Source organism: Lamprobacter sp. (genome assembly GCF_034860625.1).
Classification (GTDB): Bacteria; Pseudomonadota; Gammaproteobacteria; order Chromatiales; family Chromatiaceae; genus Lamprobacter.
In genome coordinates, this window is sequence record NZ_JAYESN010000011.1 from 20,436 (window position 1) to 44,606 (window position 24,171).

The 24,171-nt window shown below is 61.9% G+C and carries 25 protein-coding genes; 13 read left to right on the plus strand and 12 right to left on the minus strand.

Annotated features, from left to right (window positions below; translation table 11 throughout):
- Positions 1-5: 5 nt before the first annotated feature.
- Together phoR and phoB are read right to left on the minus strand one after the other, a co-directional pair.
- On the minus strand, positions 6-1,370 hold the full coding sequence (gene phoR, locus VBE63_RS04675; protein WP_323681835.1) for a phosphate regulon sensor histidine kinase PhoR: 1,365 nt from the start codon (positions 1,368-1,370) through the stop codon (positions 6-8).
- A 13-nt stretch (positions 1,371-1,383) separates the two neighbouring features.
- Positions 1,384-2,064 (minus strand): phosphate regulon transcriptional regulator PhoB, encoded by a 681-nt coding sequence (gene phoB, locus VBE63_RS04680; RefSeq protein ID WP_323681836.1) that lies wholly within the window; start codon positions 2,062-2,064, stop codon positions 1,384-1,386.
- Between the two features lie 267 nt (positions 2,065-2,331).
- Here phoB and VBE63_RS04685 point away from each other — a divergent pair, with 267 nt between their 5' ends.
- Entirely contained in the window at positions 2,332-2,877 is a 546-nt protein-coding gene (locus VBE63_RS04685; RefSeq protein WP_323681885.1) for an NUDIX hydrolase, read from the plus strand.
- 7 nt (positions 2,878-2,884) lie between these two features.
- On the opposite strand, the gene VBE63_RS04690 is transcribed toward VBE63_RS04685, so the two are convergent.
- A complete protein-coding gene (locus VBE63_RS04690) occupies positions 2,885-3,931 on the minus strand; it encodes a M14 family metallopeptidase (RefSeq protein ID WP_323681837.1) in 1,047 nt (348 codons plus the stop codon).
- Positions 3,932-4,083: 152 nt separating this feature from the next.
- Between VBE63_RS04690 and VBE63_RS04695 the strand changes: the two genes are divergently transcribed.
- Positions 4,084-4,662 (plus strand): NnrU family protein, encoded by a 579-nt coding sequence (locus tag VBE63_RS04695; RefSeq protein WP_323681838.1) that lies wholly within the window; start codon positions 4,084-4,086, stop codon positions 4,660-4,662.
- 4 nt (positions 4,663-4,666) lie between these two features.
- Here the strand turns inward: VBE63_RS04695 and VBE63_RS04700 are convergent, their stop codons facing one another.
- Positions 4,667-5,059, minus strand: a complete 393-nt coding sequence (locus tag VBE63_RS04700) for a nitrous oxide-stimulated promoter family protein (RefSeq protein ID WP_323681839.1) — start codon at positions 5,057-5,059, stop codon at positions 4,667-4,669.
- Positions 5,060-5,172: 113 nt separating this feature from the next.
- Between VBE63_RS04700 and VBE63_RS04705 the strand changes: the two genes are divergently transcribed.
- Positions 5,173-5,772, plus strand: a complete 600-nt coding sequence (locus VBE63_RS04705) for a L,D-transpeptidase (protein ID WP_323681840.1) — start codon at positions 5,173-5,175, stop codon at positions 5,770-5,772.
- 139 nt (positions 5,773-5,911) lie between these two features.
- Positions 5,912-6,100: a hypothetical protein gene (locus VBE63_RS04710; RefSeq protein WP_323681841.1), complete on the plus strand. Its 189-nt coding sequence runs from the start codon at positions 5,912-5,914 to the stop codon at positions 6,098-6,100.
- Positions 6,101-6,191: 91 nt separating this feature from the next.
- Here VBE63_RS04710 and recN read toward each other — a convergent pair whose 3' ends face one another.
- Positions 6,192-7,856 (minus strand): DNA repair protein RecN, encoded by a 1,665-nt coding sequence (recN, locus tag VBE63_RS04715; protein WP_323681842.1) that lies wholly within the window; start codon positions 7,854-7,856, stop codon positions 6,192-6,194.
- Complete coding sequence (locus VBE63_RS04720; RefSeq protein ID WP_323681843.1) at positions 7,850-8,731, minus strand: NAD(+) kinase; 882 nt, start codon at positions 8,729-8,731, stop codon at positions 7,850-7,852. The genes recN and VBE63_RS04720 overlap by 7 nt, the downstream gene beginning before the upstream one ends.
- A 291-nt stretch (positions 8,732-9,022) precedes the next feature.
- Between VBE63_RS04720 and hrcA the strand changes: the two genes are divergently transcribed.
- The 5 genes from hrcA to dapB all read left to right on the plus strand — a co-directional run bounded on the left by hrcA (position 9,023) and on the right by dapB (position 15,012).
- The gene (gene hrcA / locus VBE63_RS04725; protein ID WP_323681886.1) at positions 9,023-10,084 is read left to right on the plus strand and encodes a heat-inducible transcriptional repressor HrcA; all 1,062 of its coding nucleotides are present in this window, start codon (positions 9,023-9,025) and stop codon (positions 10,082-10,084) included.
- Between the two features lie 96 nt (positions 10,085-10,180).
- Entirely contained in the window at positions 10,181-10,822 is a 642-nt protein-coding gene (gene grpE, locus VBE63_RS04730; protein ID WP_323681844.1) for a nucleotide exchange factor GrpE, read from the plus strand.
- Positions 10,823-10,991: 169 nt separating this feature from the next.
- Entirely contained in the window at positions 10,992-12,920 is a 1,929-nt protein-coding gene (dnaK, locus tag VBE63_RS04735) for a molecular chaperone DnaK (RefSeq protein ID WP_323681845.1), read from the plus strand.
- 127 nt (positions 12,921-13,047) lie between these two features.
- Positions 13,048-14,181 carry a molecular chaperone DnaJ gene (gene dnaJ / locus VBE63_RS04740; protein WP_323681846.1) on the plus strand — a complete coding sequence of 378 codons (1,134 nt, stop codon included), beginning with the start codon at positions 13,048-13,050 and terminating at the stop codon, positions 14,179-14,181.
- 15 nt (positions 14,182-14,196) lie between these two features.
- Positions 14,197-15,012 (plus strand): 4-hydroxy-tetrahydrodipicolinate reductase, encoded by an 816-nt coding sequence (gene dapB / locus VBE63_RS04745; RefSeq protein ID WP_323681847.1) that lies wholly within the window; start codon positions 14,197-14,199, stop codon positions 15,010-15,012.
- A gap of 41 nt (positions 15,013-15,053) precedes the next feature.
- Here dapB and VBE63_RS04750 read toward each other — a convergent pair whose 3' ends face one another.
- From VBE63_RS04750 to VBE63_RS04760, 3 genes are all read right to left on the minus strand, one after another.
- Complete coding sequence (locus VBE63_RS04750; RefSeq protein ID WP_323681848.1) at positions 15,054-15,998, minus strand: serine hydrolase; 945 nt, start codon at positions 15,996-15,998, stop codon at positions 15,054-15,056.
- A gap of 283 nt (positions 15,999-16,281) precedes the next feature.
- Positions 16,282-16,563 carry a polyhydroxyalkanoic acid system family protein gene (locus VBE63_RS04755; RefSeq protein ID WP_323681849.1) on the minus strand — a complete coding sequence of 94 codons (282 nt, stop codon included), beginning with the start codon at positions 16,561-16,563 and terminating at the stop codon, positions 16,282-16,284.
- 38 nt (positions 16,564-16,601) lie between these two features.
- Positions 16,602-17,330, minus strand: a complete 729-nt coding sequence (locus VBE63_RS04760; RefSeq protein WP_323681850.1) for a transposase — start codon at positions 17,328-17,330, stop codon at positions 16,602-16,604.
- 132 nt (positions 17,331-17,462) lie between these two features.
- On the opposite strand from VBE63_RS04760, the gene prfB reads away from it, so the two are divergent.
- The 4 genes from prfB to VBE63_RS04780 all read left to right on the plus strand — a co-directional run bounded on the left by prfB (position 17,463) and on the right by VBE63_RS04780 (position 21,712).
- A protein-coding gene (prfB, locus tag VBE63_RS04765) for a peptide chain release factor 2 (protein WP_323681851.1) occupies positions 17,463-18,561 on the plus strand; the annotation gives its coding sequence in 2 pieces (ribosomal slippage) (positions 17,463-17,537 and positions 17,539-18,561; 1,098 coding nt in all).
- A gap of 50 nt (positions 18,562-18,611) precedes the next feature.
- Entirely contained in the window at positions 18,612-20,135 is a 1,524-nt protein-coding gene (lysS, locus tag VBE63_RS04770; RefSeq protein ID WP_323681852.1) for a lysine--tRNA ligase, read from the plus strand.
- A 10-nt stretch (positions 20,136-20,145) separates the two neighbouring features.
- Positions 20,146-20,928: a phosphate-starvation-inducible PsiE family protein gene (locus tag VBE63_RS04775; RefSeq protein WP_323681853.1), complete on the plus strand. Its 783-nt coding sequence runs from the start codon at positions 20,146-20,148 to the stop codon at positions 20,926-20,928.
- Between the two features lie 103 nt (positions 20,929-21,031).
- Positions 21,032-21,712, plus strand: a complete 681-nt coding sequence (locus tag VBE63_RS04780) for a TVP38/TMEM64 family protein (RefSeq protein WP_323681854.1) — start codon at positions 21,032-21,034, stop codon at positions 21,710-21,712.
- Here VBE63_RS04780 and VBE63_RS04785 read toward each other — a convergent pair.
- Genes VBE63_RS04785 through VBE63_RS04795 form a run of 3 tightly spaced genes read right to left on the minus strand, consistent with a single transcriptional unit; the run spans position 21,653 to position 24,118 of the window.
- Positions 21,653-22,507 (minus strand): ParA family protein, encoded by an 855-nt coding sequence (locus tag VBE63_RS04785; protein ID WP_323681855.1) that lies wholly within the window; start codon positions 22,505-22,507, stop codon positions 21,653-21,655. The two genes, VBE63_RS04780 and VBE63_RS04785, sit on opposite strands and share 60 nt — an antisense overlap.
- Complete coding sequence (locus VBE63_RS04790; protein WP_323681856.1) at positions 22,504-22,875, minus strand: response regulator; 372 nt, start codon at positions 22,873-22,875, stop codon at positions 22,504-22,506. The genes VBE63_RS04785 and VBE63_RS04790 overlap by 4 nt, the downstream gene beginning before the upstream one ends.
- The gene (locus VBE63_RS04795; protein ID WP_323681857.1) at positions 22,853-24,118 is read right to left on the minus strand and encodes a sensor histidine kinase; all 1,266 of its coding nucleotides are present in this window, start codon (positions 24,116-24,118) and stop codon (positions 22,853-22,855) included. The genes VBE63_RS04790 and VBE63_RS04795 overlap by 23 nt, the downstream gene beginning before the upstream one ends.
- Positions 24,119-24,171: the final 53 nt, after the last annotated feature.

The following is a 24,171-nucleotide window of genomic DNA, read 5'->3' on the forward strand; positions in this document are numbered from 1 at the left end:
TGTGCTCAAACCGAAGGCTGGGTCGCGGCAAGGCTGCTGGTCTGGTGCGCTTGCTGGCGCTGACGTTCAAGCTGGATTGCACTCAGTGTGCTCGCTGGCGGAAAATGGCAACTGAAGCTGGTGCCCTGGCCAGGTTCACTGGCAACCGCGAGCCTTGCTTCATGCCGGCTCAGGACGTGCTTCACGATGGCGAGCCCGAGTCCGGTGCCGCCCGACTCCCGTGAGCGTGCCTTGTCCACCCGGTAGAAGCGCTCGGTGAGCCTTGGGATGTGCTTTGGCGCGATGCCGGGGCCGTTGTCGGTGACCCGGAACACCGGCCCGCTCGCCGTTTGCGCCCAGCTCAGCTGGATCTGGCTGCCCGGCGGTGTGTGCTTGACGGCATTGAACAGGATGTTGGAGAACGCGCTGCGCAGCTCCGAGTCCTTTCCGATCAACATCAGGTCGCTATCGATCTCGATCTGGAACTGGTGCCGACCACTGCTGAGTGCGGAGGCATCGGCAACGATCTGCTCCAGCTCGCAGGGCACATCCACCGGGCCAACCTCGACAGCCTGCTCGTCCATCTCTAACCGCGAGAGGGTCAGCAGGTCTTCGATGATGCTGCGCATGCGCTCGGCCTGGTGTTGCATCCGATTGAGTGGCCGGCGATGGCCCGCTGGCGTCTGGGCGGAATCGGCTAGGGTCTCCAAGAAACCGGTGATCACGGTCAGTGGCGTGCGCAGCTCATGCGAGGCATTAGCGACGAAGTCGCGCCGGATCAGATTCAGATGGAACACCTTGGTGATATCGCGGCCGACCACCAAACGCTGTTTCTTGCGCTCGCCGAAGGGCGCGACGCGGATGCTGAGCATGATGGAGCGGTTATGGGTGGGCGCGACTTCGAGTGGCCGGGCGTACTCGCCAGCGACGATGTAGCTGGCGAGTTCCGGATGGTCGAAGACCTCGGACAGCTGTTTGCCGTCGTCAGGCGGCCAATGCACGTCCATGAGCACCTGCGCGGCCGGATTAGCCCATTCGATGCGGCGGCTCTTGTCCAAGACCACTAAGGCGTCAGGTACGGAGTTGGCTGCTTCGCGAAAGCGGCGAAAGAAGCGGAGCTGGCGCTTACGCCCTTTGCGGCCACGCTGCTGGTATTGGCCGATGGCGCGATAGATGTCGCCCCAGATTCCGCTAGGGAAAGGTGGCACGAGGCGATGTTGACGTCGAATCAGACGCGCCAATCGAAACAGGTTCCAGGCATGCCTGGCGAGCAGCACACAGAGCCCGATCAGCAGTGACTCGGCCCAGCCGAGGCCAAGGCCGATGAGCAGGGCGGAACCAAGGCCGCCAACGATGACCAGTCCGAGCTCGAAGGCTGTGCTGTTTCTCATGAGCGCATGGCCTTCACTTGTCCGAAAAGCGGTAACCAACCCCGCGAACTGTTTGCAGCAGATGCTCGTGACCGGTCTTCTCGAGCGCCTTACGTAGGCGGCGGACATGGACGTCGACCGTGCGCTCCTCGACATAGACCTGGTCGCCCCAGACCTGATCGAGCAGCTGCGAGCGATTGAAGGCGCGGTCAGCGTGTGTCATGAAGAAATGCAGCAGCCGATACTCGGTTGGGGCGATCTCGATAGCGATGCCATTGGCGCTGACGCGATGGCTGATATTGTCGATCATCAGTCCACCGATCTCGGTTTGATCGCTGATCTCGTCTGGCTTGCTGCGGCGCAAGACCGCGTTCACCCGTGCCACCATCTCGCGCGGCGAGAAGGGCTTGGTGATGTAGTCGTCAGCGCCGGTATCCAGTCCCTTGACCCGGTCCTCCTCCTCCCCGCGTGCGCTGACCATAATGATCGGAATGTTGCGCGACTTTGGGCTCTGTTTGAGCTGCGCGGCGAGCTCGAGCCCGGAACGTCCAGGCAGCATCCAATCAAGCAGCACCAGGCCAGGCCCTTCGGTGAGCAGCTTGCGCGCATCATCGGCATGGCCGGCCTCAAGCACCCGGAAGCCAGCCTCCTCAAGCGCAAAACGCATCACTTCTCGGATATCGGGTTCGTCATCGACGATCATGACGGTTGGCATAAGCAGTGTCCCGTGACGTTCAATCCGGTTTGATGCGGCGCATTCTATGTCCATGCGATGACAGTAGCGTTACCGTGGCCGCCGGTCTTGCTGATAGGTTGTGGCCCGGCATTGTCGTTTGGTCGCTGGATTGCCGGCTTTTGCCTTCGGCCTTTGCCTCATGGGGCTCCTGGTAATATTCTGTAGGCTTGGTTGTTCTGCTTCTAGGTTCAGATATTGAGCGTTGATGCACCGATCGATGACACGGCTGAGGTCACCCGACGCCGGATGTTTCAGGGCAAGATTATCGACGTAGGCATTGAGCGAGTGCGCCTACCGAACGGTCGTCGTGTCGATCTTGAAGTCATCCGCCACCCTGGCGGAGCGGCCGCGGTCGCGATCGACGATCGCCGCCGCGTCTGTCTGCTGCGACAGTATCGCCATGTTGCCGGGGGCTGGCTGTGGGAGCTGCCCGCTGGCAAGCTCGATCCCGGCGAAGGCCCAGCGGTCACTGCCGAGCGCGAGCTTGCCGAGGAGGCTGGGCTGGTCGCGGCGACCTGGGATTCGCTCGGCCACCTGCATAGCTCACCGGGCGTGTTTGCCGAGGTCATCCATCTCTTCTTGGCCCGTGGCTTGAGCGAGGTCGATCTCGGGCATGGGGCTGATGAGGTGATCGAGGTGCATTGGGCCGCGCTCGATCAGGTGCTCGAATGGTGTCTCAATGGCACCATCACAGATGCCAAGACGCTGGTCGGACTCTATCGGGCGGCGGCCTTTCTCCGCCATGGCAGCGAGCAGTACCTTGATGGCCCGGTGGCGGTGGTGGCCGAATAGGACGAGGTCAGTGCCGCGCCGGCAGGTGCTGGTCGTAGCGTTCCATCAGGTAGCACAGGCAGTCCTGGCGAATCACGGTTGCATCGGCCGTCAGCATCGAAGGTGTTACCGGCTCGCGCAGTTTTAGCTCGCCTTCCTCGATGCCGAAGTAGTGGTCGGTGACAAGGCGGCCATGCTCATCGCGCACCTCGAGGTGACCACCTTCGCGCACCCGTGCAAAGGCGGTTCCGGCAGGAAGCTCGCGGAAGTTGAATCGCTCGAGCTCCGGGGAAAGAACCAACTGGGCCTCATGCGGCGGAAAGCCGAAGCGAATCTGCTCTGGGATGGTCACCCGGGCGACGGTGTGAAAGAGGTCGATATCCTGTGCCGGTAGCGCATGCTCAGGCAGCTCTGATAGATGGAGGCAGGCATCGATAAAGGCTCTCGCGTGCTCGACCCCGTGTCGTTCACCGACCCGCCCGCATTCCAGCGTGACCGCAGGGCAGAGTTGAGCCATGGCCTGTGATTGAACGCCGGTTGGCCGCACGAAATAGACCACCGTGCGCGAGAACAATCGAGCCAGGTGCAGGTAGCGGTTGTCGATGCGGTTGACGCAGGCGTAGTGCGGATTGGTCCCCGTGTTGTTGTGCAGGTCGATGCTAGCGAAGACGCCCCGCTGCGCCATCCGCGCGACCACCTCGGCCATGAGCTGTCGGGTGGCGGATGCAGGCTCGTCAGTGCCGGGCCAGACCCGGTTGAAATCCGGCTGATCGGGCAAATGTCGTGCATTCGCTGCCGCCGCGCGCACATTGCCGATAAACAGGCTCATGGCGCGTGGAAGACGCAGCTCGCCATGGCGCTCGAGACATTGACCAAGCCACAGACGCACGGCGTCCCAACCGACCGGCTCATTGCCGTGCATCAGCACTGACACGAACAAGGACGGCTTGCGCTCACCGTCAAGATGGATCAGCGTCGGTCCGTCGAGCGTTGAGATCAGTTCGGCGCTGTTGAGCTCGAGCAGCCCTTCCGGGAGTTGGTCTAGCTCATTCAAGGTGATCGGAGTCTCGGTCATGGGTCGGCGGTTCCTGTTTATCGCCTTGCATCGGTCGCGGCGGGCGTCGGCAGGGTGATTGGCCTCAATAGGGTACTCTAGCACTGACTCCGGCTCTCAGGTTCCTTGCGCCTTGGAGCGCCTCTCTTCGAAATGATGCGAGATCTCAAGTTATGCTCTGGTTGATTCTTGGACTGATCCTGTTTCTCGGCGTGCATTCGGTATCGATCATCGATGCTAATTGGCGCGATCAGATGGCGGCTCGGCTTGGCCCGGTTGCCTGGAAGGCGATCTACGGGCTGATCGCGCTGCTGGGCCTCTATCTCATTGTGATCGGCTACGCTCAGGCGCGCTTGGCGGTTGATCCCGTCGTCTTCTACCAACCGCCGATCTGGACGCGCCACATCACGCTGTTGCTGATGGTGCCTGTCTTTGTACTGTTGTTGGCGGCCTACCTGCCCGGGCGAATCCAGCAGACGAGCAAACATCCGATGTTGCTGGCCACCAAGATCTGGGCCTTGGCCCATCTTCTCGCAAACGGCACCTTGGCTGACCTGCTGCTGTTTGGCGGCTTTTTGGCGTGGGCGGTCGCGGATCGCATCTCCCTGAAGCGCCGCGCCCCGGTTCCAGCACCGGGAGCGCCCGCCGGCCGATTCAACGATTGGATTGCGCTCGGCGCAGGGCTGGCGCTCTATCTGTTCTTCTTGCTCTGGGCGCACAAGACCTTGTTTGGGGTATCGCCGATCGGCTGATCGGTCAGCGGGCGCGCAGTTTGTCGAGCAGATGCAGGATGCCTAACAGCGGATAGCGCAGGGCCATGCGTGGCTCCGCGTAGCGCATCACCTCGATGAGCCGTGGACGCAGGCTTTTGCTGTAGCAGTGCAGGCTGCACTGATTGCAGGGTTGCTTCAACTCGCCGAACACGCAATTGTCGAGGCGTTGATGGGCATAGTGCAGCAGCTGGTCGCATTCCTCACAGCGCTGACTTGTCGCGCCTTGGCCCGCGTGGTGGGCCTGGCAGTAGATGCTGAGCATGGCCCTAATGGTACGCTTCTCGCGAAGGATGCGGCGGCCATGGTTGGCTGGACGCAGCCGCGCTCGCTTGTGCGCTTTGGCCGGCTCGCTGGGATGTTGGACAGGCATCTGCATGGGGTTATTATCGAAAAACCGCACCAAATCGGTTTGATAATAGTCAATCAATGCTGACACTCATCGCCCAAGACCTTCGTGCTTGCAGATCAGGCTTGCGCGAGATAACTCCGATGCCCCACCGTCAGATGCCTTACCTTGCTCTTTTGGCCTTGCTAGGGATTGTGCTGCTGACGGGCTGCGCCTCGCAGCCCTATCCGCCCTTGCCGTCGAATCTGCCGGAGTCCGACGAGGGCCTTACGGGCGGCGCTCAATCTGCGCCTCTCCAGGGGCCAGCCGATCTCGGTGCGGAATCGACAGCGCCGGTCTCCCAGGAAGTCAATCCGCTTCCGCCTGATCCCGCCGCCTTAGCCAGTGCTGAGAAGCGGCAGCTGGATATCCGTCTGGCGACCCAGCGCTTCAACTACTTCGAGGACGATCAATTGGTGTGGACGGGTCCGATCTCGTCGGGAACCCCTGCGCACCCGACGCCCAAGGGCCGTTACCAGGTTCAGTCGAAGCAGATCAACAAGCGTTCGGGCAGCTATACCAACGCCTTTGATCGACCCACACCGATGCCCTATTCGCTGCAATTCAGGGGGCCGTATTTCGTCCATGAAGGCTACGTGACCGGCCATCCCGAATCGCATGGCTGCGTGCGGTTGCGCCACGAGGACGCGAAGTTCGTCTACCAGCGGATGCGTCTCGGTGATCGCATCGTTGTCGCGGATTGAGCGTCGACCGAGGCGAGCGTCTATACTGAGCAATCCCTTCAAGCACCGGCCGCGCTTTACATTCTGCGCTCCAGATTCTGCGCTTCACACTCAACCAAACAGGCGGTCGCCATTGCGGTAGATCGCCCTGGATGCCGACATGTTTTGGACCAATATCTTCCTTGCACTCGCCTTCATTGCAATGATCGGCGGTTTCGTCTGGCTGTTTCGCGATGGCGAGGGGCCGGCGCCACAACCCGGGATCATCCGTAAGCCCACCCCCAAATCTGGGCCATCCTCGGCGGAGGAGACTGCGGGTGATTCGGGCTCGGATGAGCGGACAGGCTGAAGCGCTGCAAAAGCAGGCCATATGCCTGCTGTCGAGCGCCTTTGGAGAAGGTCGCTGTGGGGAGTGCGCTTTTGTTCAAGCTTGAGGTGGATCACCGGAGACCTAGCATCTCAGCCGCGTGGGCGCGGCTGGTTGTGGTGATCTCGGTGCCGCCGAGCATGCGTGCGACCTCGTCGACGCGCTGCTCGGTATCGAGTGGGCTGATCTCGGTGAAGGTTTGTGTCGCTTTCGTGAACTTCTTCACGCGCAGATGCTGATGCGCCTGCGCTGCGACCTGGGCTAGATGGGTGACGCAGAGCACCTGCCGGCGTTCACCGAGGCGGCGCAGGAGCCGCCCGACGATCTCGGCAACGCCACCGCCGATGCCGACATCGACCTCGTCGAAGACTAGGGTTGGAATGCCACCGATCTCGGCCGTCGCAACCTGAATCGCCAGGCTGATGCGTGAAAGCTCACCGCCGGAGGCGACCTTGGCCAAGGGCTGCAGCGGTTGTCCAGGGTTAGCGCTGACCAAGAAGGCAATGCTGTCGAGCCCCTGGGCATTGATTGACTCGGCCTTGCCCGTCTTGATCTCAACCTGAAAGTGGCCGCCGGTCATGCCGAGATCCTGCATCGCAGCGGTCACTGTGGCGCCGAGGCGAGCCGCTGCCTCATGCCGCGCCGCACTCAGCGCCTCAGCACGCTCGAGCAAGACTCCACGGGCCTGCTCGCGCTCAGCGGCGAGCGCGTCGAGTGATTGGTCGGCCTGCTCCAAGTGCTCCAGCTCGTCGCGCCGCTCAGCGGTGAAGCTGATCAGCTGCTCGGGCGTGATGCGATATTTGCGCGCGAGATCCTGGATGCGGCCGATGCGCTGCTCGACGATGCCAAGGCGTGCCGGGTCCATCTCGAGACCTTCGAGATAGTGTCGAAGATTGGCGGCTGCCTCTTCAATCTGCACGGTTGCCGCGTCGATCAGTTCGCGCGTCTCAACCAGATTGGGGTCGATTGCGCTCAGGCTGTTGAGGTCGGCGCTGGCGCGGCCCAGGCTATCACGCAGTGATGGGTCGCCCTCATAGAGTAGCTCGACCAGGCTTGCTGCGGACTGCTGTAGCTGGCCCTGGTTGGCAAGCCGACGCTGCTCGGCATCCAGCGCATCAAGCTCATGCTCGCCTAGCGCTAGGGCGTCAAGCTCCTCGAGCTGAAAGCGCAGCAGCTCGAGGCGTTCCTCGCGCTCGGACCGGGCCGCCTCCAGTGTCTTCCAACGCTGATCAAGATCCCGATATTGCCGATACTGCGCGGCGACCTCCGTGGTGAGTGCTGGATGATCGGCATAACCATCGAGCAGGCTGCGCTGGGCCGCTGGGCGCAGCAGTGATTGATGGGCATGCTGTCCATGGATATCGACCAGCAGCTCGCCGAGCGCGCGCAGCTGTGCACTGCTTGCGGCACGGCCATTGATGAAGGCGCGCGCCCGTCCATTGCGCGCCAGCACACGCCGAATCAGGCAGTCGTTGTCGTCGTCGAGCGCCTGCTCGGCGAGCCAGTCGCGAGCGGCCGAATTGCCGGAGACGTCGAAGCTGGCGCTGATCTCGGCGCGCTCGCAGCCGCTGCGGATCATGCTCGCATCGGCCTTGTCGCCCAGGGTCAGGCCCAGTGCGTCGATCAGAATCGACTTGCCGGCTCCGGTCTCGCCAGTGAGCGCGGTCATCCCCGATGCCAGCTCAAGCTCAAGCTGGCTGAGGATGACGAGGTCTTGGACGGTGATCTGAATCAGCACGGCGTGTTCGAGTGGGTGTGGCCGCCCCAGCCGAGCTTGGCGCGCAGGATGCGGTAGTGGTCGTGATCACGCGGGTGCAGTAGACGCACCCGGCGCGGGCTTCGCTCGATCTGGATCGCGCTGCCGGTCTCTAGGGGCAGGTCGACCTGTCCGTCGCAGGTCAGGCGCACCTGCTCTGGCTCCAGGTTGCAGATGCGGATCTCGATGCGGCTGCCGCCTGGCACCACCAGGGGTCGATTACTCAGGGTGTGCGGGCAGATTGGGACCAGCAGCAGGGCGTCAAGCCGCGGGTTCAACAGCGGGCCGCCGCCAGAGAGGGCATAGGCGGTGGAGCCGGTCGGGGTGGCGACGATGAGTCCGTCGGAACGCTGGGCGTTGACGAACTGCCCATCGACATAGGTCTCGAACTCGATCATGCGAACCGAGTTCCATTTGTGGATCACCACATCATTGAGTGCGCGCTCGGGTGCCGTCTGGTCGCCGATTCGGGCGTCCAGTAGGATACGGGTGTCGGCGTCGTAGGCGCCACTCAGGATCTGCTCCAGGCGTGGCTCGATCTCATCGGGCAGGATATCGACCAAAAATCCAAGGCGTCCAAGGTTGATGCCGACGAGGGCCACATCGTGCTCTGCCAGCACGCGGGCGGCGTGCAGGAAGGTGCCGTCGCCGCCGACGACCAGCACCAGGTCGCAGCGCTCGCCGATACGATCGATGCTGACCCCATCGGCACGCTGCAGCAAAGTGGCGGTGTCCTGTTCGACATGCGTCCGCACCCCCTGGGCGCTGAGCAGGTTGATGGCGCGGCCGACCGTTGCGGCAACGCGCGCATCGTCATGCTGTTTGGCGATGATGCCGACGTTCTGAAACCAGGCCATGGATGGCGAGCGACCCTGAGCAGGCGAGGACAGAAGAAGAAGCGGGCTAGTCGCGAACAGTCGCGAATGGCGCGGATCGCGGCGAGTAAGCAATAACGCCAACGTTAGCATGCGGCATCGCGCGCGCCAATGCGGAGGTTCTTGACATCGCTCCGCCGGCACCTTAGATTGGCCGTGTTAGCACTCGTTTGGTTAGAGTGCTAACAGCCGATTTCTTGTCCGAGATTCTGATGGGTTTTCCGAGATCCGATAGGTTTCGTTCAGCTTCCAGTGAGTGAAAATCGCGTGTCAATGGACTCTCGAGCTAGTAGCCGCTTTGCGGAGGGCCAAGTCAGTGAGCGCGCGCTGCACTTCCTAAAGGTCCTCGTCGAGCGCCATATTCGTGACGGTCAGCCCGTCGGCTCGCGGACCCTAGCGCGCGACACCGGCCTTGATCTGAGTCCGGCAACGGTGCGCAACGTGATGTCGGATCTCGAGGACTTGGGGCTGGTGTCATCGCCTCATACCTCTGCCGGGCGGGTGCCAACGGCATCGGGCTATCGATTATTCATCGATAGTCTGCTCAAAGTCGCACCGCTGACAGAGGCCGATGTCTCGATGCTGCGCGAGCAGTTCTCGCGCAGCACGGATACGGTTACCCTGATCCAGACGGCGTCGCAAGCCCTGTCAGGGGTGACCCACTTGGCGGGCCTGGTGATGGTGCCGCGGCATGAGCGCGAGGTGTTCCGGCAGATCGAGTTCGTGCAGCTCTCGGGCCGGCGTGTATTAGCGATCTTGGTCACCGGTGATGGTGAGGTGCACAACCGCATCCTCGAGACCGAGCAGCCATTATCGGCCTCGCAGTTGGAGCAGGCGTCGAATTTTTTGACGCGCCTGTTCAATGGTCATGAGATGCGCGAGGTGCGTCGCCAGCTGATGGCTGATCTGAAACAAACGCATGCGCACATGGATGAGCAGATGATGCGGGCGGTGATGATGGCGCAGCGCGTCGTCGAGGCCGCAGAGCACAAGGATGATGTGATGATTGCGGGCCAGACCAACCTGATGGGATTTACCGAGCTCTCCAGCATGGAGCGGCTCAAGGCGCTGTTTGACGCCTTTAACGAAAAGCGACAGATTCTGGATCTGCTTGACCGCTGCATCGAGGCTGAAGGGGTGCAGATCTTCATTGGAGAAGAGTCTGGCTACGAATTGCTCGACGACTGTAGCGTGGTGACCGCCACCTACCGGGTCGAGGATCAGGTGTTGGGCGTGTTGGGTGTTATTGGCCCGACGCGCATGAACTATCAACAGGTGATTCCAGTGGTCGACGTGACAGCAAAGCTGCTGGCAGCAGCCCTGCGTGGTCGTTGAGCGCTGAGAACTCATCAACAATCCATCGCAGAGGCCAGGTCTCTAGGGTCGGCGAGGCGCTTGCGGCTCGCACCCCGGTCTGGTGGGAGGTATGAGATGACGAAGGAGTACGAAGAGCAGCAGCCAGGCGCGCCAGGGCAAACGCAAGGATCGGAGTCAGTGTCGTTGTCCTATGATGTGGATGTTCACATCGACGCCGACCTGAATGATGCGACTGAGGATTCGGATGCATTCGATGACACTGAGGCCTCGACCTCCGCGCAGGACCCGGCTGAGCTGAGTATGCTCCTGGAGGATGCGCGGGCGAAGGCCGATGAGGCTCACAATCAGGCTCTGCGGCTGCGCGCCGAGATGGAGAATATGTCGCGAAGGCAAGCGAAAGAGCTTGAGAATGCGCATAAATTCGCCCTTGAGGGCTTCGTCAAGGAGCTGCTGCAGGTGCGCGACAGTCTCGAGCTTGGTCAGGCTGCGGCCGCGGCACCGGATGCGGATGTCTCGAAGCTGCGTGAAGGGACCGAGCTGACCCTCAAGCTACTGCGCGATGTGATGACCAAGTTTGGCGTCGAGCGCATTGATCCCGAGGGTGAGCCGTTCAACCCCGAGTATCACCAGGCGATGTCGATGCAGCCGCGTTCCGACGTGCCGCCGAACACCGTGGTGAATGTGGTCCAAAGTGGCTACTTGCTCAATGGTCGATTGGTCCGCCCGGCGCTCGTGATGGTGTCACAGGCCGCCTGATTGCGCGATATCAACGGGCGTCTCGGTTGTCCTGGCCAAGACGCCAGCCGGCCATCGAGAACGCTTGAGAATCACAGGGTTTTGCCCCAATTCCTTCGCCAATCGGCGGTTGGCTAGGGCAATCCAATCGACAACGAATAGCAACACAAAGTTTTAGTGGAGACAGACCATGGGAAAGATCATTGGTATCGATCTTGGTACAACCAATTCTTGCGTCGCCGTCATGGAGGGCGACAAGCCAAAGGTGATCGAGAATGCCGAGGGTGATCGCACCACCCCCAGTATCGTCGCCTTCAACAGCGATGGTGAGGTTCTGGTGGGGCAGTCGGCTAAGCGCCAGGCGGTCACCAATCCGGCCAACACCCTGTTCGCGATCAAGCGCCTGATCGGACGGCGCTTCGAAGATCAGGTGGTCGGCAAGGACAAGGACATGGTGCCGTACAAGATCGTCAAGGCTGACAACGGCGATGCTTGGGTCGAGGCTAACGGCAAGAAGATGGCCCCGCCGGAGATCTCGGCGAAGATCCTGCAGAAGATGAAGAAGACCGCCGAGGACTACCTCGGAGAGAAGGTCACCGAAGCGGTCATTACCGTGCCGGCCTACTTCAACGACTCGCAGCGCCAGGCGACCAAGGATGCCGGGCGTATCGCCGGTCTCGATGTCAAGCGCATCATCAACGAGCCGACGGCGGCCTCGCTTGCCTATGGCATGGATAAGAAGCGCGGCGATCAAAAGCTCGCGGTCTACGACCTCGGTGGCGGCACCTTCGATATCTCCATCATCGAGATCGCCGAGATCGAGGGCGAGCATCAGTTCGAGGTGCTCTCGACCAATGGTGATACTTTCCTCGGCGGCGAAGACTTTGACCTGCGCATCATCGATTTCCTCGCCGAGACCTTCAAGAAGGAGCAGGGCGTCGATCTGCACAATGATCCGCTCGCGCTGCAGCGCCTGAAAGAGGCCGCTGAGAAGGCTAAGATCGAGCTGTCTTCGAGTCAGCAGACGGATATCAATCTGCCCTACATCACGGCGGATCAGACGGGACCGAAGCATCTCAATGTCAAGCTGACCCGCTCCAAGCTGGAGTCACTGGTCGAGGACTTGGTTGATCGCACCATCGGGCCTTGCCGCACGGCACTGAAAGACGCCGGCATTGGTGCCGGCGACATCAACGAGGTGATCCTGGTTGGCGGCCAGACGCGCATGCCCAAGGTGCAGGCCAAGGTCGAGGAGTTCTTCGGCAAAGCGCCACGCAAGGATGTGAATCCGGACGAAGCGGTGGCCGTGGGTGCTGCGATCCAGGGCGGCGTGCTAGGTGGTGGCGTCAAGGACGTGCTGTTGCTCGACGTCACCCCGCTGTCGCTCGGCATCGAGACGCTGGGCGGTATCATGACCAAGTTGATCGAGAAGAACACCACCATCCCGACCTCGGCGAACCAGGTGTTCTCGACCGCCGATGATCATCAGACCGCTGTCACTGTGCATGTGCTGCAGGGCGAGCGTGAGCGGGCTGCCGATAACAAGTCGCTCGGGCGCTTCGATCTCTCGGATATTCCGCCAGCTCCACGCGGCGTGCCGCAGATCGAGGTCAAGTTCGATATCGACGCCAACGGTATCCTGAATGTGCATGCTAAGGACAAGGCCACCGGCAAAGAGCAGTCGATCGTCATCAAGGCCAGCTCAGGGCTCTCGGATGACGAGGTCGAGCGCATGGTCAAGGATGCCGAGGCGCATGCCGAGGACGACCGCAAGTTCCACGAGCTGGTGAGCGCGCGTAATCAGGCCGACTCGATGATCCATGCGACGCAGAAATCGATGGAGCAGCTCGGCGACGACAAGCTCGAGGCCGGCGAGAAGGATCGCATCGAGAGCACCATCAAGGAGCTTGAGGAGGCGATGAAGGGCGAGGACAAGGATAAGATCGAGTCCTTGACCAAGGCCCTAGGTGAGGCCTCCGGTAAGATGGCCGAGCGCCTCTACTCGCAGGATCAAGGTGGTGCGTCCGGTGAGGCCGCTTCGGCTGGCGCGAGCGCCAAGGCCGAGGCCGGCGACGTCGTCGATGCTGAATTCGAAGAGGTCAAGGACGACAAGCACTAAGCGCCGTTCGACATCCCGAACGCCTGCGCTCAGGCCGAGCTACGGCGCGTGGGCGCAGGCCTACGCGCCGTTTCGTTTTCGATGACCTGGCTCTGATCACTTTTCCAACGACTGACCGATTACGCGAATGTCCCAGCGCGATTACTACGACGTCCTCGGCTTGAGCCGAAATGCCAGTGAGCAGGACATCAAGAAGGCGTTTCGGCGTCTTGCCATGAAATATCATCCGGATCGAAACCCGGATGACGCCGATGCCTTGGCCAAGTTCAAAGAGGCCAAGGAGGCGCACGATGTGTTGACCGATGCCCGCAAACGCAGCGCCTATGACCAGTTTGGGCATGCCGGCGTGAGCGGCCAGGGTGGCTTCGGGAGCGGCCCTGGCGACTTCGCGGGTGGCGGCTTCTCTGACATCTTCGGCGATGTCTTTGGTGACATCTTTGGCGGCCGTGGCGGTGGTCGTCGCACCGCTCGTGGCGCGGATCTACGCTATGACCTTGGGCTGACACTCGAAGAGGCGGTTGCCGGCAAGGATGTCAAGATTCGTATCCCAACCACCGTCGAATGTCATCACTGTGGCGGGAGTGGCGCCAAGCCGGGTACGCGCCCGAAGGAATGCCCGACCTGTCGCGGTGCTGGTCAAGTGCGGATGCAGCAGGGCTTCTTCTCCATCCAGCAGACCTGTCCGGGGTGTCGCGGTACCGGCAAGGTGGTCGAAGAGGCCTGTCGACACTGTCGCGGTGCTGGCCGGCTGAAAGAGGAAAAGACGCTCTCCGTCAAAGTGCCTGCCGGCGTTGATACCGGCGATCGCATTCGCCTGGCCGGGGAGGGCGAGGTCAGCGAGCATGGTGGTGTGCCAGGTGATCTGTATGTGCAGGTCGTGGTTGAAGATCATCCCATCTTCAAGCGGGAGGAGAGCCATCTGTTCTGCGAGGTGCCGATCAGCTTCGTGACCGCGGCCCTCGGTGGTGAACTCGAGGTGCCGACCCTGAACGGCAAGGTGGTGCTCAAGGTACCCGCTGGCACCCAGGCCGGTAAGCTGTTCCGGATGCGCGGCAAGGGTGTGAAGCCCGTGCGTGGTGGCCCGGTGGGTGATCTGCTGTGCCGTGTGATCGTCGAAACGCCAGTCAACCTCACCGAGCGTCAGAAGGAGCTCTTGCGTGAGTTTGAAGACAGTGTGGCCGCGGGTGGCAAGCACCATAGTCCACAGTCAAGCTCCTGGCTCGACGGCGTTAAGCACTTTTTCGAAAAGATGGGCCTCTAGCCCGGGAGAAGACGCATGGAATCGATTCGTGTAGCCGTCGCCGGCGCCGGCGGCCGAATGGGGCGGACTCTGGTCAGCGCTGTGCAGGCGACCGAAGGCCTCCGTGTCACCGCGGCCACCGAGCAGTCGGATAGTGCCCTGGTGGGGGTTGACGCCGGAGAACTGGCCGGAATCGGGCCTATTGGCGCCCCGATCCGCCCTGATCTGGATGAGGTGCTGGCGGATTTCGATGTCCTGATCGACTTCACCACGCCATGGGCGACCATGCATCACGTCGAGCTTTGCCGCGATGCGCGCTGCCGCATGGTCATCGGCACCACCGGGCTCACCCCTGAGCAGCGTGAGACCATTAGCGAAGCGGCCATTGATACCGCTGTGGTGGTGGCTCCGAACATGAGTGTCGGGGTGAATCTCTGCTTTAAGCTGCTCGACCTCGCTGCGCGCGTGATGGGCGAGGATGTCGATATCGAGATCATCGAGGCCCATCACCGGCATAAGGTCGATGCGCCCTCTGGAACCGCACTGCGCATGGGTGAGGTGATCGCGGATGCGCTTGGTCGAAACCTCGGGGAGGTCGCCGTCTACGGGCGCCAGGGCCAGACCGGTCCGCGTCAGCGACAGACCATCGGGTTTGAGACCATCCGCGCCGGGGATACCGTTGGCGAGCATAGCGTCTGGTTCGCCGCTGATGGAGAGCGGGTGGAGATTGCCCATAAGGCGACCAATCGCATGACCTTTGCGCGTGGCGCCTGCCGGGCCGCGCGTTGGATCGCCGAGCACGAACGCGGTCAGTTCGACATGCAGGATGTGTTGGGCCTGCGTGAGCTGTAGTGTGCTCGCGGTAGCGCGCTGACAGGCGCCGATGCCGAGGATCAGACGAGCTGATGCTGCTCGCGCATGTAATCGTAGACCAGCCCTGATACCGCGCGGATGGCGTTGCTGCGATTGGTAATCCAAGTGCTGTAGTGGTTGGTGCGCTGGCTTTTCTGGATGATGCCGATGAAGGTATAAGCGCGCTGACGACCACGCCGGTCCTTGCTCTCGACGATCCCCATCGCTCCGCAGAGCATGGCGGTTGAACCCGACTTATGGTAAAGGCGCACCGTCGATGGGATGTTGCTCACCCTGCGCGTGATGCGATTGTGGTTGGGGAGTCCCATGATGCGCCGGATCTCATTGGCATAAGGCATGCGGTCATGCCAAAGCGCCCAGAGGAAGCGGCTGTAGTCGTGCGCTGAGGCCAGATTGCGATAGGTGCGTCCGTTCGCCGGGATGTACTCGACGATGCTGGTCTGCTGGAACACGCCGGGTGCATGCCGCTTGAGCACGCGTTCCACATCCTTAGGTCCGTTGCCGCCGTTGTACCGACTCACGATTTGCATGATCTCGGTGGTGGCGGTATTGCTGCTATCGCGGATCATCGCTTCCATGCTGTTGCGGATTGCCGCGGTATAGCGCAGCTTAGAGCCCTGTTCCTGCATGCTGTAGAAGAAGGCCTGCGCAACGAAGGGCTTGAGCATGCTGGCCGCCTGGTGTGGCACCTCTTCGTTGATGGAGACCAGCTTCTTGGCGCCTGTGAAGTCGTACACCGACCAGGCTGTTCTCTCATCGGCGCGGATGATCCCTTCCTCGCGCTGACGCTTGACGAGTCGGATGACTTGGCTCTGGAGCGTTGGTCTGAGCGCAGCCTCGCTCGGCATGGTGGTGCCAAGCAGCAACGCAGCGGTTGCGCCGCCTAGGGCGCCAAGGAACTGACGACGATCGATGACTGGCTTTGGATCGGCCCCCCAAGACCGGCTGTCTTCTTGCGTGCTCATCGCGTTGCCTCGATGCCTGGTATAAGCCTGCTACTCGAAAACATACTGGCGCCGGCGCCTGCGAACAGACGCCGTCCCCCGCGCCAGCTTTCCCCCTATGACTAGAGAGGATAGGCTGGATGACGCAGAAAAACAAGACGAGTCCTGTCGAAAAGCGCTTTTCAGTCAGGGCGATCGATCAGATTTCTCGACAGCGGCTCATGGTTTTCCATGACGCTGTTAGCACTGACGAAACCTGGCTTGAGGCTGGATGAGCGCTCGGCGGTTGCGGCTGGCTTGGGCTTCAGTAGCGCGCGAGCACCTCATCGATCTTGCGCGTGAGGCGCGCTTCGATCTGCCCCCGCATCGCGCTCAACAGCAGGCCCAGTTGAATGCTGAGGTCCATGCCGTCCTCCGCGACGGCGATCTGGCCCGAGAGGCCGGAACGTTTGAAGTGCAGCACATCGCCGTGCCAGTGATAGTCCGCGCCATACTCGTCGCGGACGCGGGCGGCGATCCGCTCAACCTCGGCGCGCGCTGCCTCAAGTCCAAGGTGATGCGGGCGGGCGACGTGGATCTTCGACATGGACTTCTCTCAAGCGGCTAGCACGGCGACAGGGCCGCCTAGTGTAAAGTCGCCGGCTGCTCCAGTGCACGCCGGTAGGCAGCCGAGCGGCGGTCACCGCCGCGAGGCCGAGGTTTAGCCCGGCGATTGAGTTTATCCTCGATGGCCTGGCAGAAGCGCTCATCACCGAGTACCCAGGCCTTGTTGGTCGCGGCCCTGATGCGATCGACCAGCTTCTGGCTAAGCGGATATTCGAACAGCGCGCGGTAGGCCTGCTGTTGTTGCGACAAATTGTCACCAAGCGCCCGGTAGACCGGATGCGGGATGGCCAACTCGTCCTCGACCCCCAATGCATTGGCCGCATAGCTTGACCAGTCGTAATCCTCCGCCGTGCTGACCAGCTCAGTACGCACTGCATTAGTCTCGATGTAACGGCTGACTGGCAATAAGCATGCTTGGGGGTCGAGCAAGGTCGCTCGGTAGCGCCCTTCCCACAGGGTCCCCTTGCGCTGATAGCGGCCGTTGACGTGTTGCACGAAGTATCGGCCCGTGTACTGCATCAGTTTGCCGATACCATCCTGCTGCCAGGGTGTGAGCAGCAGATGAAAGTGGTCTGGCATCAGCACATAGGCGTGGATCTCGCATTGGAACTTGGCTGCCGCATCGCGCAGCCGTCCCCACAGGAACCAATAATCCTCCTCATCGCGCAAGATGGCTTGGTGATTGTTGCCACGTTGGATGACGTGCTGCGGAAAACCGGGTAACACAAAGCGCGGAAGGCGAGCCATGAGACGATCACTCCCTCTCAACAATAGGGGCTGACTTGAGTATAGACGATCGATGGGGTATGGCTGGATGACGCTGCGGTCGTCGCTCGGGCTGGGGTACAATCGGCTGTTATTCACCTAGCGGAGACCCTCATGGAAGACATCAACCCGATTCGCGCGCAGATTGCTGACCTCAAGGGGCGCCTCGAGCTCCTTAGGGGGTATCTTTGACGTCGCCGGTAAGCAAGAACGCCTGACCGAGGTCCAACGCGAGCTCGAAGAGCCTGAGGTCTGGTCCGATCCCGAGCGCGCCCAAGCGCTAGGGCGCGAGCGCGCCTCGCTCGAGAGCGTTGTTGAGAGCATCCAAGCGCTCGATGACGGCCTGGCTGATGCCGATGATCTGCTGGCGATGGCCGCCGATGAAAAGGATGCCGAGACGGTCGAGGCCCTGCTCGCCGATCTGCAAGGCTTCGACAAACACGTCGCCGAGCTTGAGTTTCGGCGCATGTTCTCGGGCGAGATGGACCCGAAGAATGCCTTCATCGATATCCAGGCCGGCTCCGGCGGTACCGAAGCGCAGGACTGGGCTGAGATGCTGCTGCGGATGTATCTGCGCTGGGCTGAAGCGCACGGCTTCAAGACCGAGCTAACCGAAGTCTCGGCAGGCGATGTGGCGGGGATCAAATCGGCCACGGTTTCGGTCCAGGGCGATCACGCCTTCGGCTGGCTGCGTACCGAGACCGGCGTGCATCGACTGGTGCGCAAGTCGCCGTTTGATTCTGGTAATCGACGCCACACCTCGTTTGCCGCGGTGTTCGTCTCACCGGAGATCGACGACTCATTTGAGATTGAGATCAATCCCGCGGATCTGCGCATCGACGTCTATCGTGCCTCAGGCGCTGGTGGACAGCACGTCAACCGGACAGAATCCGCAGTGCGCATCACCCATCTCCCCACCAACACCGTCACCCAATGTCAGAATGGCCGCTCGCAGCACGCCAATAAGGACCAGGCGATGAAGCAGCTCAAGGCCAAGCTCTATGAGCTGGAGATGCAGAAGCGCCGCAGCGAGCAGCAGGCGCTGGAAGAGAGCAAGTCCGATATCGGCTGGGGCAGTCAGATCCGCTCCTATGTGCTGGATCAATCCCGGATCAAAGATCTCCGCACCAATGTCGAGACCGGTAATACCCAGGCCGTGCTTGATGGAGGGCTTGATCCTTTCATCGAAGCGAGCCTGAAGAGTGGGCTTTGAAATCGGGCTGCTGCGGTTGCCCTTGAGAGAGTGTTGGAGCTATGAGCCAGATGCAGCCAAATGACCGCCACGAGGCGTCCGCGCAGTTGGAGCAGGATGAAAATAAGCTGATCGCCCAACGGCGCGAGAAGCTCAACGCCATCCGCGAGCAGGGCATCGCCTTCCCGAACGATTTCCGCCGCAACCTGGTGGCCGGTGAGCTGCATGCGCAGTATGCCGAGATGGAGGGCAGCGAGCTTGAGACACGCAACGTGCGCGCCAAGGTTGCCGGCCGTTTGATGAGCCGGCGGGTGATGGGCAAGGCGAGCTTTGCCCATCTGCAGGACATGAGCGGGCGCATCCAGTTGTTTGTGCAGCGTGATCTACTCGGTACCGATGACTACGCCTGGTTCAAGAAGGAGCTGGATATTGGCGATATCGTCGGCGCCTCCGGCCAGCTATTTAAGACCAAGACCGGCGAGCTGTCGCTCAAGGTCGATCAGCTGCGGCTGCTGACCAAGTCCTTGCGGCCACTGCCCGAGAAATGGCATGGGCTGGCTGATACCGAGAGCCGTTATCGGCAGCGCTACCTCGACCTGATCATGAACGAGGTCACGCGCGAGACGTTCCGCGTGCGCACGCAGCTGGTGCAGGCGATCCGCGATTTCCTGAATGAGCGCGCCTTCCTCGAGGTCGAGACGCCGATGATGCAGGCGATCCCAGGCGGAGCCGTCGCGCGGCCCTTCGTCACCCATCACAACGCGCTCGATATGCAGCTGTTCCTGCGCATTGCGCCCGAGCTCTACCTGAAGCGCCTGGTGGTTGGCGGCTTCGAGCGCGTTTATGAGATCAATCGTAACTTCCGTAACGAAGGCCTCTCGACGCGTCATAACCCGGAGTTCACCATGCTCGAGCTCTATCAAGCCTATGCGGATTACCATGAGCTGATGGACCTGACCGAGACCCTGCTGCCAGCGCTTGCCGAGCGCGTGTTGGGGACCACTCAGATCAGCTATCAGGGCGAAACCTACGACCTCGCGCAGCCATTCGCGCGCCTGACTCTGCGCGAGTCGATCCTGCAGTTCAATCCGGACCTGAGTGGCGAGGATCTCGACTCCCTGGAGCGCGCCCGAGCTGTCGCAGAGCGCCTCGGCATCCATGTCAAAGACAGCTATGGTCTCGGTAAGCTGCAGACCGAGATCTTCGAGAAGGCTGTCGAGTCGAAGTTGATGCAGCCCACCTTCATCACGGCCTATCCGACCGAGGTCTCGCCGTTGGCTCGGCAGAGCGACACTGATCCGTTCGTGACCGATCGCTTCGAGTTCTTCGTCGCTGGCCGCGAGATCGCGAATGGCTTCTCCGAGCTGAATGACCCCGAGGATCAGGCCGAGCGCTTTCGCCAGCAAGCCGCCGAGAAGGACGCCGGTGATCTAGAGGCCATGCACTTCGATGCCGACTATATCTGTGCGCTGGAGCACGGCTTGCCGCCAACCGCGGGTGAGGGCATCGGCATCGACCGCTTGGTGATGCTGTTTACCGACTCGGCGTCGATCCGCGACGTGCTGCTGTTCCCGCACATGCGCCCGCAGGGTTGATGTGGCCAGCATGAGCGGAACGCGATTCGACCTCGAGTTTGCCGGCGAGCTGACCCCCGGCACCGACCCTAAAAAGGCCCGTGCACGCGTCAAGGCACTCTTCAAGCTGACCGACGACGCGGTTGCACAGCTCTTTAGCGGTAGCGCTGTCACCATTAAGCGCGGCATCGATGGTGCGCTTGCGGCCCGTTTGCATGCCGCTTTTGCCCAGGCTGGCGCCTTGGTCCGCATCGTTCCTGCCGGTGGCGATGGCTTGGATACTCAGTCCGAGCTGGCGCCAGGGGCGGTCGATGACGGCGCTGCGTCACTGCCGGCGCTGGAGTTGTTTGGTGTCGCCCGGCCTAAGCCTAAGCATCCAATTCTGCATGCGCTCTTCCATTACTTCGAGCGCAGTCTCGCCTTTGTGCTGCTGCTATTGATTGCCCTAGTCTCGGTGATCGCGCTGATCGAGCTCTGTTTCATCCTCTATCAGGATCTGATCAGCACCGACGGTTTCCTGCTCGGTCTCAACGAGCTGTTCGAGGTCTTCGGCATGTTCCTGATCGTGCTCATCGCGGTCGAGCTGATGGCCAGCATCTACATGTACATGGTCGATAAGTCGGTGCATGTGGAGATGATGCTATTGATCGCGATTACGGCGCTCTCGCGCAAGGTGGTGGTCCTGGACCTTGAGGGTAAGGGTGACCCGGCCATGTACATGATTGGCATGGCGGCGCTGCTCGCAACGCTGATCGGCGGCTACTACCTGGTGAAGCATCTGGATAAGTCCGTCTATCGTCATCGACCCGACTAGCCCGCAAGCGCGACGCTAAGCGTTCTGAGCCTGCTCATGATGTCGAAGACCGGCGGACCGATGTGCAGTCGAATCGCTGCTTTGATCAGCAACAGGGCCTGGGATGAAACGGCTTAGCGCATCCTGGTGGGGCAACCGCTCACTGCTCGGTGCGGTGCTGTTGACGACGGCGCTGATCATCGCGCTCTTGCTGGCGCTCTGGCTGTTCTGGAACTATGAGCTGATCCTTGACTGGAAACGTGAGGCCGACCCGCTCTCCTTCTTCCTGCTGATGGCCGTGCTACCGGCCCTCGGTTTCCCGATCACGCCACTCTTCGTGCTGACCGGCGCCTTGTTTGGAACCGCGCTCGGACTGTTGGGCTCGCTCCTGGCCTTGGCCGCAAACCTCTTGCTCTGCCACTGGATCGCCCATAGCGGGCTGCGTCCGTATCTGGAACGCCTGTTGGCGAGTACCCGCTACCGCTTGCCCTCGTTTGACGGTCGTCAGCGCAGCGCCTTGCAGTTCACCTTGCTGCTGCGGATCACGCCCGGTGTGCCGCTGTTCATCAAGAACTATCTGCTTGGCTTTTCCGGCATCCCGCTGAAGCTACATTTTGGGGTCTCGATGTTGCTCACAGGCGCTTATGGCGCCGGTTTCGTGCTGCTTGGGGAATCCATGCTCGAGCAGAATCTGGTCGAAGCGATCATCGGTCTGGTCATCCTAGTGGTGATCTCGCTTGCGGTGCTATTGCTCAGACGCCTGCTGCGGGCGAGTGCTTCTGCCGTCCCGCGGACAGGCGATTGATGGATTCCGGAGACAGGCCGCGATCGCCTCAAACGCCTGCTGATAATCCTGTTGGCCGCGGCTGCGCGGGGCGTAGACACGCACGGGCTGGCCGGCGGCGAAGGCCTCGGCGAGCTTGATGTCGTTGCGGATGCCGCCTAAGACGCGCTGTTCGCCGAATTGCCCCGCGACCTGGGTGCGGATCAGCCGGTGCTGTCCGATCCGCGTGTCGAGCATCACCGGCAGCACGCCGAGCAGGCGCAGTCGGGTGTTGGTGCGCAGGGCGACCTGAAAGAAGACCCGTGAGAGCTGCTTGACACCTTCGCCAGCCAGAGGATGCGGGACGAACGGGATGATCGCCCAGTGCGCGGCTGAGAGGGCGTTGAACAGGAGGTGATCGAGCGAGGGTGGCGAATCGATGAGGATCTGATCATAGCGCTCGGTGATCGCCGGCTCGGCGAGGGCACGGGCGAGGATTTGGTCATCATCGCGGATGCGTCCGTGGCGAAAGTCGGTGCTGGCGGGCACCAGGTCCAGACCGTCCCAAGCCGTGCTGCAGCATAGCTCGGTCAGCGTCGGTGGTGCCTCGGCAAACAGGTGATGCGCGCTGAGCTGCCCCGGTGTTGGCTGCAGACCCAGCCCGAAGGCGCAATGGCCTTGGGTGTCCAGATCGATCAGTAAGGTGCGTTTGCCGGCGGCGGCGAAGGCGGCCGCCAGGTTGACAGCGGTGGTGGTCTTGCCGGTGCCGCCCTTGCGATTCGCCACCGCCAGGACGCTGGGACCAAGCGTCTCGCCAGCGCTCGCGGTGGTGGTCATGGTTGCAGCGCGTCGGCGAGCACCTGGCGCAGCCTGTCGCGGGTGAACGGCTTTGGCAGCGTGGCCTTCACGCCCATCAGCGTGGCCGATTCCAGGTTGAATTCGAGGCTGATGTTGCGCCGCCCACCGGACATGGCGATGATCGGGATGCCGCGTTGCTGCTGATTGAGCGCCGTGATCAGCTCGATGCCGTCGCCATCGGGCATCAGGATATCGGTCATGATCAGGTCTGGTGACTGGGATTGCAGCAGCGCCAAGGCCTCGCTGCCATTGACCGCGCTGAGTACCTGATGGCCTTCCTTGCGCAGCATGGCCTCAAGCATGGTGCGGAAGAGTTCGTCGTCATCAACAATCAGGATCGTCGTCATGGTGGTTGGTTTCCGTCGCTGTGCTGAGCGCCGCAGGCGCGTGCTCATTGCGCGCTGCGGACGTGTTCTCATCGCGCACCGTGGGTGCGTTCTCATTGCGCGCTGCGGGCGCGTTCTCATCAAGCGCCGCCGGTTCTCGTACCGCCGGCTGGAGTGATCCGCTCAAGGCTGGCAGATCGATACTGAAGCGGCTGCCGAGGCCGGGCGTGCTCTCCAAGCTGATGGTACCGCCCATGCTGGTCACCAGGCCATGGATGACCGAGAGGCCGAGGCCGGTGCCCTTGCCGGGCGCCTTGGTGGTGAAAAAGGGGTCGAAGATGCGGGCTCTGGTCTCTGCCGTCATGCCTTCGCCGTTGTCGCTGACGCTGAGGCGAACGAGGGGCTGGGCGGGTTCGAGCGGTGGATCGCTCCGGTGCTCGGTCGGGGCGCCGTGCATCCGGGGTTCGATGCCGATGCGGATGCGACCGTCGCGAACCTGGATCGCATCGGCGGCATTGATGCAGAGATTCATGATGATCTGCTGGATCTGGCTCGCATCGGCCATGATCCAAGCCTGTGGGACCGAGGCCTCGAGTGTCAGGCGGATGCTAACCGGCAGGGTCGCGCGCAGCAGCTCAAGGGTCTCGGCGGCGACCGCCACCACATCGACCGGCTCGCGCACCTCCGGCATGTCACGGGCGAAGGTCAGCAGGCGAGCGGTGAGATCGCGCGCCCGAAAACTCGCTTGCAGGATGTGCTTGAGGTATTGGCTACCGGGTGCGTCCGCTTCGATCTCATCGGTCAGCAGCTCGCTGAAGCCGATGATGCTGCCGAGGATGTTATTGAATTCATGCGCGACGCCGGCCGCCAGGGTGCCGATCGATTCCAGCCGCCGCAGCTGATCGATGCGGGCGTTGAGAATGGCGTTGGTGCGATGCTCGAGCTGTTCGCGAAAGGTCAGGCTGTAGGCCATGTAGGCCTCCATCAGCGGCGCCGTGATCCGGCTGGCAACCTTCGCCAGGATCAACTGCGGATGCGCTTGGGCGAGCGCGACCAGGGCATCGTGATGGATCTCGCTGACCTCTTCCAGCGTGATCTCGGCGCGCATCATCTCGCGCCCAAGCTCGGCGGCCTCGGCGAGGGCGGTCTCGATCACCAGCGGATCAGCGCCGAGCACGGCCCGATGCAAGACGCGCGCGTAGCGTTCGGCGATGCTGTCCGTCGCGTCTGGCACAGCGGGCGTTTGAGCGGGGGTGTCAGGCATCGGGGTAGCGGATGAGGGCTGCAGCTTCACAAACAGCCATCGCCTCGGTCTTG

What these genes read in the sequence shown, in the direction of transcription:
- hrcA (WP_323681886.1), top strand. Translation starts at nt 9,023, where the DNA reads ATGGACTCTCGAGCTAGTAGCCGCTTTGCGGAGGGCCAAGTCAGTGAG.
- VBE63_RS04695 (WP_323681838.1), top strand. Translation starts at nt 4,084, where the DNA reads ATGCTCTGGTTGATTCTTGGACTGATCCTGTTTCTCGGCGTGCATTCG.
- VBE63_RS04780 (WP_323681854.1), top strand. Translation starts at nt 21,032, where the DNA reads ATGAAACGGCTTAGCGCATCCTGGTGGGGCAACCGCTCACTGCTCGGT.
- VBE63_RS04775 (WP_323681853.1), top strand. Translation starts at nt 20,146, where the DNA reads ATGAGCGGAACGCGATTCGACCTCGAGTTTGCCGGCGAGCTGACCCCC.
- VBE63_RS04700 (WP_323681839.1), bottom strand. Translation starts at nt 5,059, where the DNA reads ATGCAGATGCCTGTCCAACATCCCAGCGAGCCGGCCAAAGCGCACAAG.
- lysS (WP_323681852.1), top strand. Translation starts at nt 18,612, where the DNA reads ATGCAGCCAAATGACCGCCACGAGGCGTCCGCGCAGTTGGAGCAGGAT.
- VBE63_RS04760 (WP_323681850.1), bottom strand. Translation starts at nt 17,330, where the DNA reads ATGGCTCGCCTTCCGCGCTTTGTGTTACCCGGTTTTCCGCAGCACGTC.
- dnaK (WP_323681845.1), top strand. Translation starts at nt 10,992, where the DNA reads ATGGGAAAGATCATTGGTATCGATCTTGGTACAACCAATTCTTGCGTC.
- VBE63_RS04790 (WP_323681856.1), bottom strand. Translation starts at nt 22,875, where the DNA reads ATGACGACGATCCTGATTGTTGATGACGACGAACTCTTCCGCACCATG.
- VBE63_RS04690 (WP_323681837.1), bottom strand. Translation starts at nt 3,931, where the DNA reads ATGACCGAGACTCCGATCACCTTGAATGAGCTAGACCAACTCCCGGAA.
- VBE63_RS04795 (WP_323681857.1), bottom strand. Translation starts at nt 24,118, where the DNA reads ATGCCTGACACCCCCGCTCAAACGCCCGCTGTGCCAGACGCGACGGAC.
- VBE63_RS04785 (WP_323681855.1), bottom strand. Translation starts at nt 22,507, where the DNA reads ATGACCACCACCGCGAGCGCTGGCGAGACGCTTGGTCCCAGCGTCCTG.
- VBE63_RS04720 (WP_323681843.1), bottom strand. Translation starts at nt 8,731, where the DNA reads ATGGCCTGGTTTCAGAACGTCGGCATCATCGCCAAACAGCATGACGAT.
- VBE63_RS04685 (WP_323681885.1), top strand. Translation starts at nt 2,332, where the DNA reads ATGTTTCAGGGCAAGATTATCGACGTAGGCATTGAGCGAGTGCGCCTA.
- VBE63_RS04705 (WP_323681840.1), top strand. Translation starts at nt 5,173, where the DNA reads ATGCCCCACCGTCAGATGCCTTACCTTGCTCTTTTGGCCTTGCTAGGG.
- VBE63_RS04755 (WP_323681849.1), bottom strand. Translation starts at nt 16,563, where the DNA reads ATGTCGAAGATCCACGTCGCCCGCCCGCATCACCTTGGACTTGAGGCA.
- dnaJ (WP_323681846.1), top strand. Translation starts at nt 13,048, where the DNA reads ATGTCCCAGCGCGATTACTACGACGTCCTCGGCTTGAGCCGAAATGCC.
- phoB (WP_323681836.1), bottom strand. Translation starts at nt 2,064, where the DNA reads ATGCCAACCGTCATGATCGTCGATGACGAACCCGATATCCGAGAAGTG.
- phoR (WP_323681835.1), bottom strand. Translation starts at nt 1,370, where the DNA reads ATGAGAAACAGCACAGCCTTCGAGCTCGGACTGGTCATCGTTGGCGGC.
- VBE63_RS04750 (WP_323681848.1), bottom strand. Translation starts at nt 15,998, where the DNA reads ATGAGCACGCAAGAAGACAGCCGGTCTTGGGGGGCCGATCCAAAGCCA.
- grpE (WP_323681844.1), top strand. Translation starts at nt 10,181, where the DNA reads ATGACGAAGGAGTACGAAGAGCAGCAGCCAGGCGCGCCAGGGCAAACG.
- VBE63_RS04710 (WP_323681841.1), top strand. Translation starts at nt 5,912, where the DNA reads ATGTTTTGGACCAATATCTTCCTTGCACTCGCCTTCATTGCAATGATC.
- dapB (WP_323681847.1), top strand. Translation starts at nt 14,197, where the DNA reads ATGGAATCGATTCGTGTAGCCGTCGCCGGCGCCGGCGGCCGAATGGGG.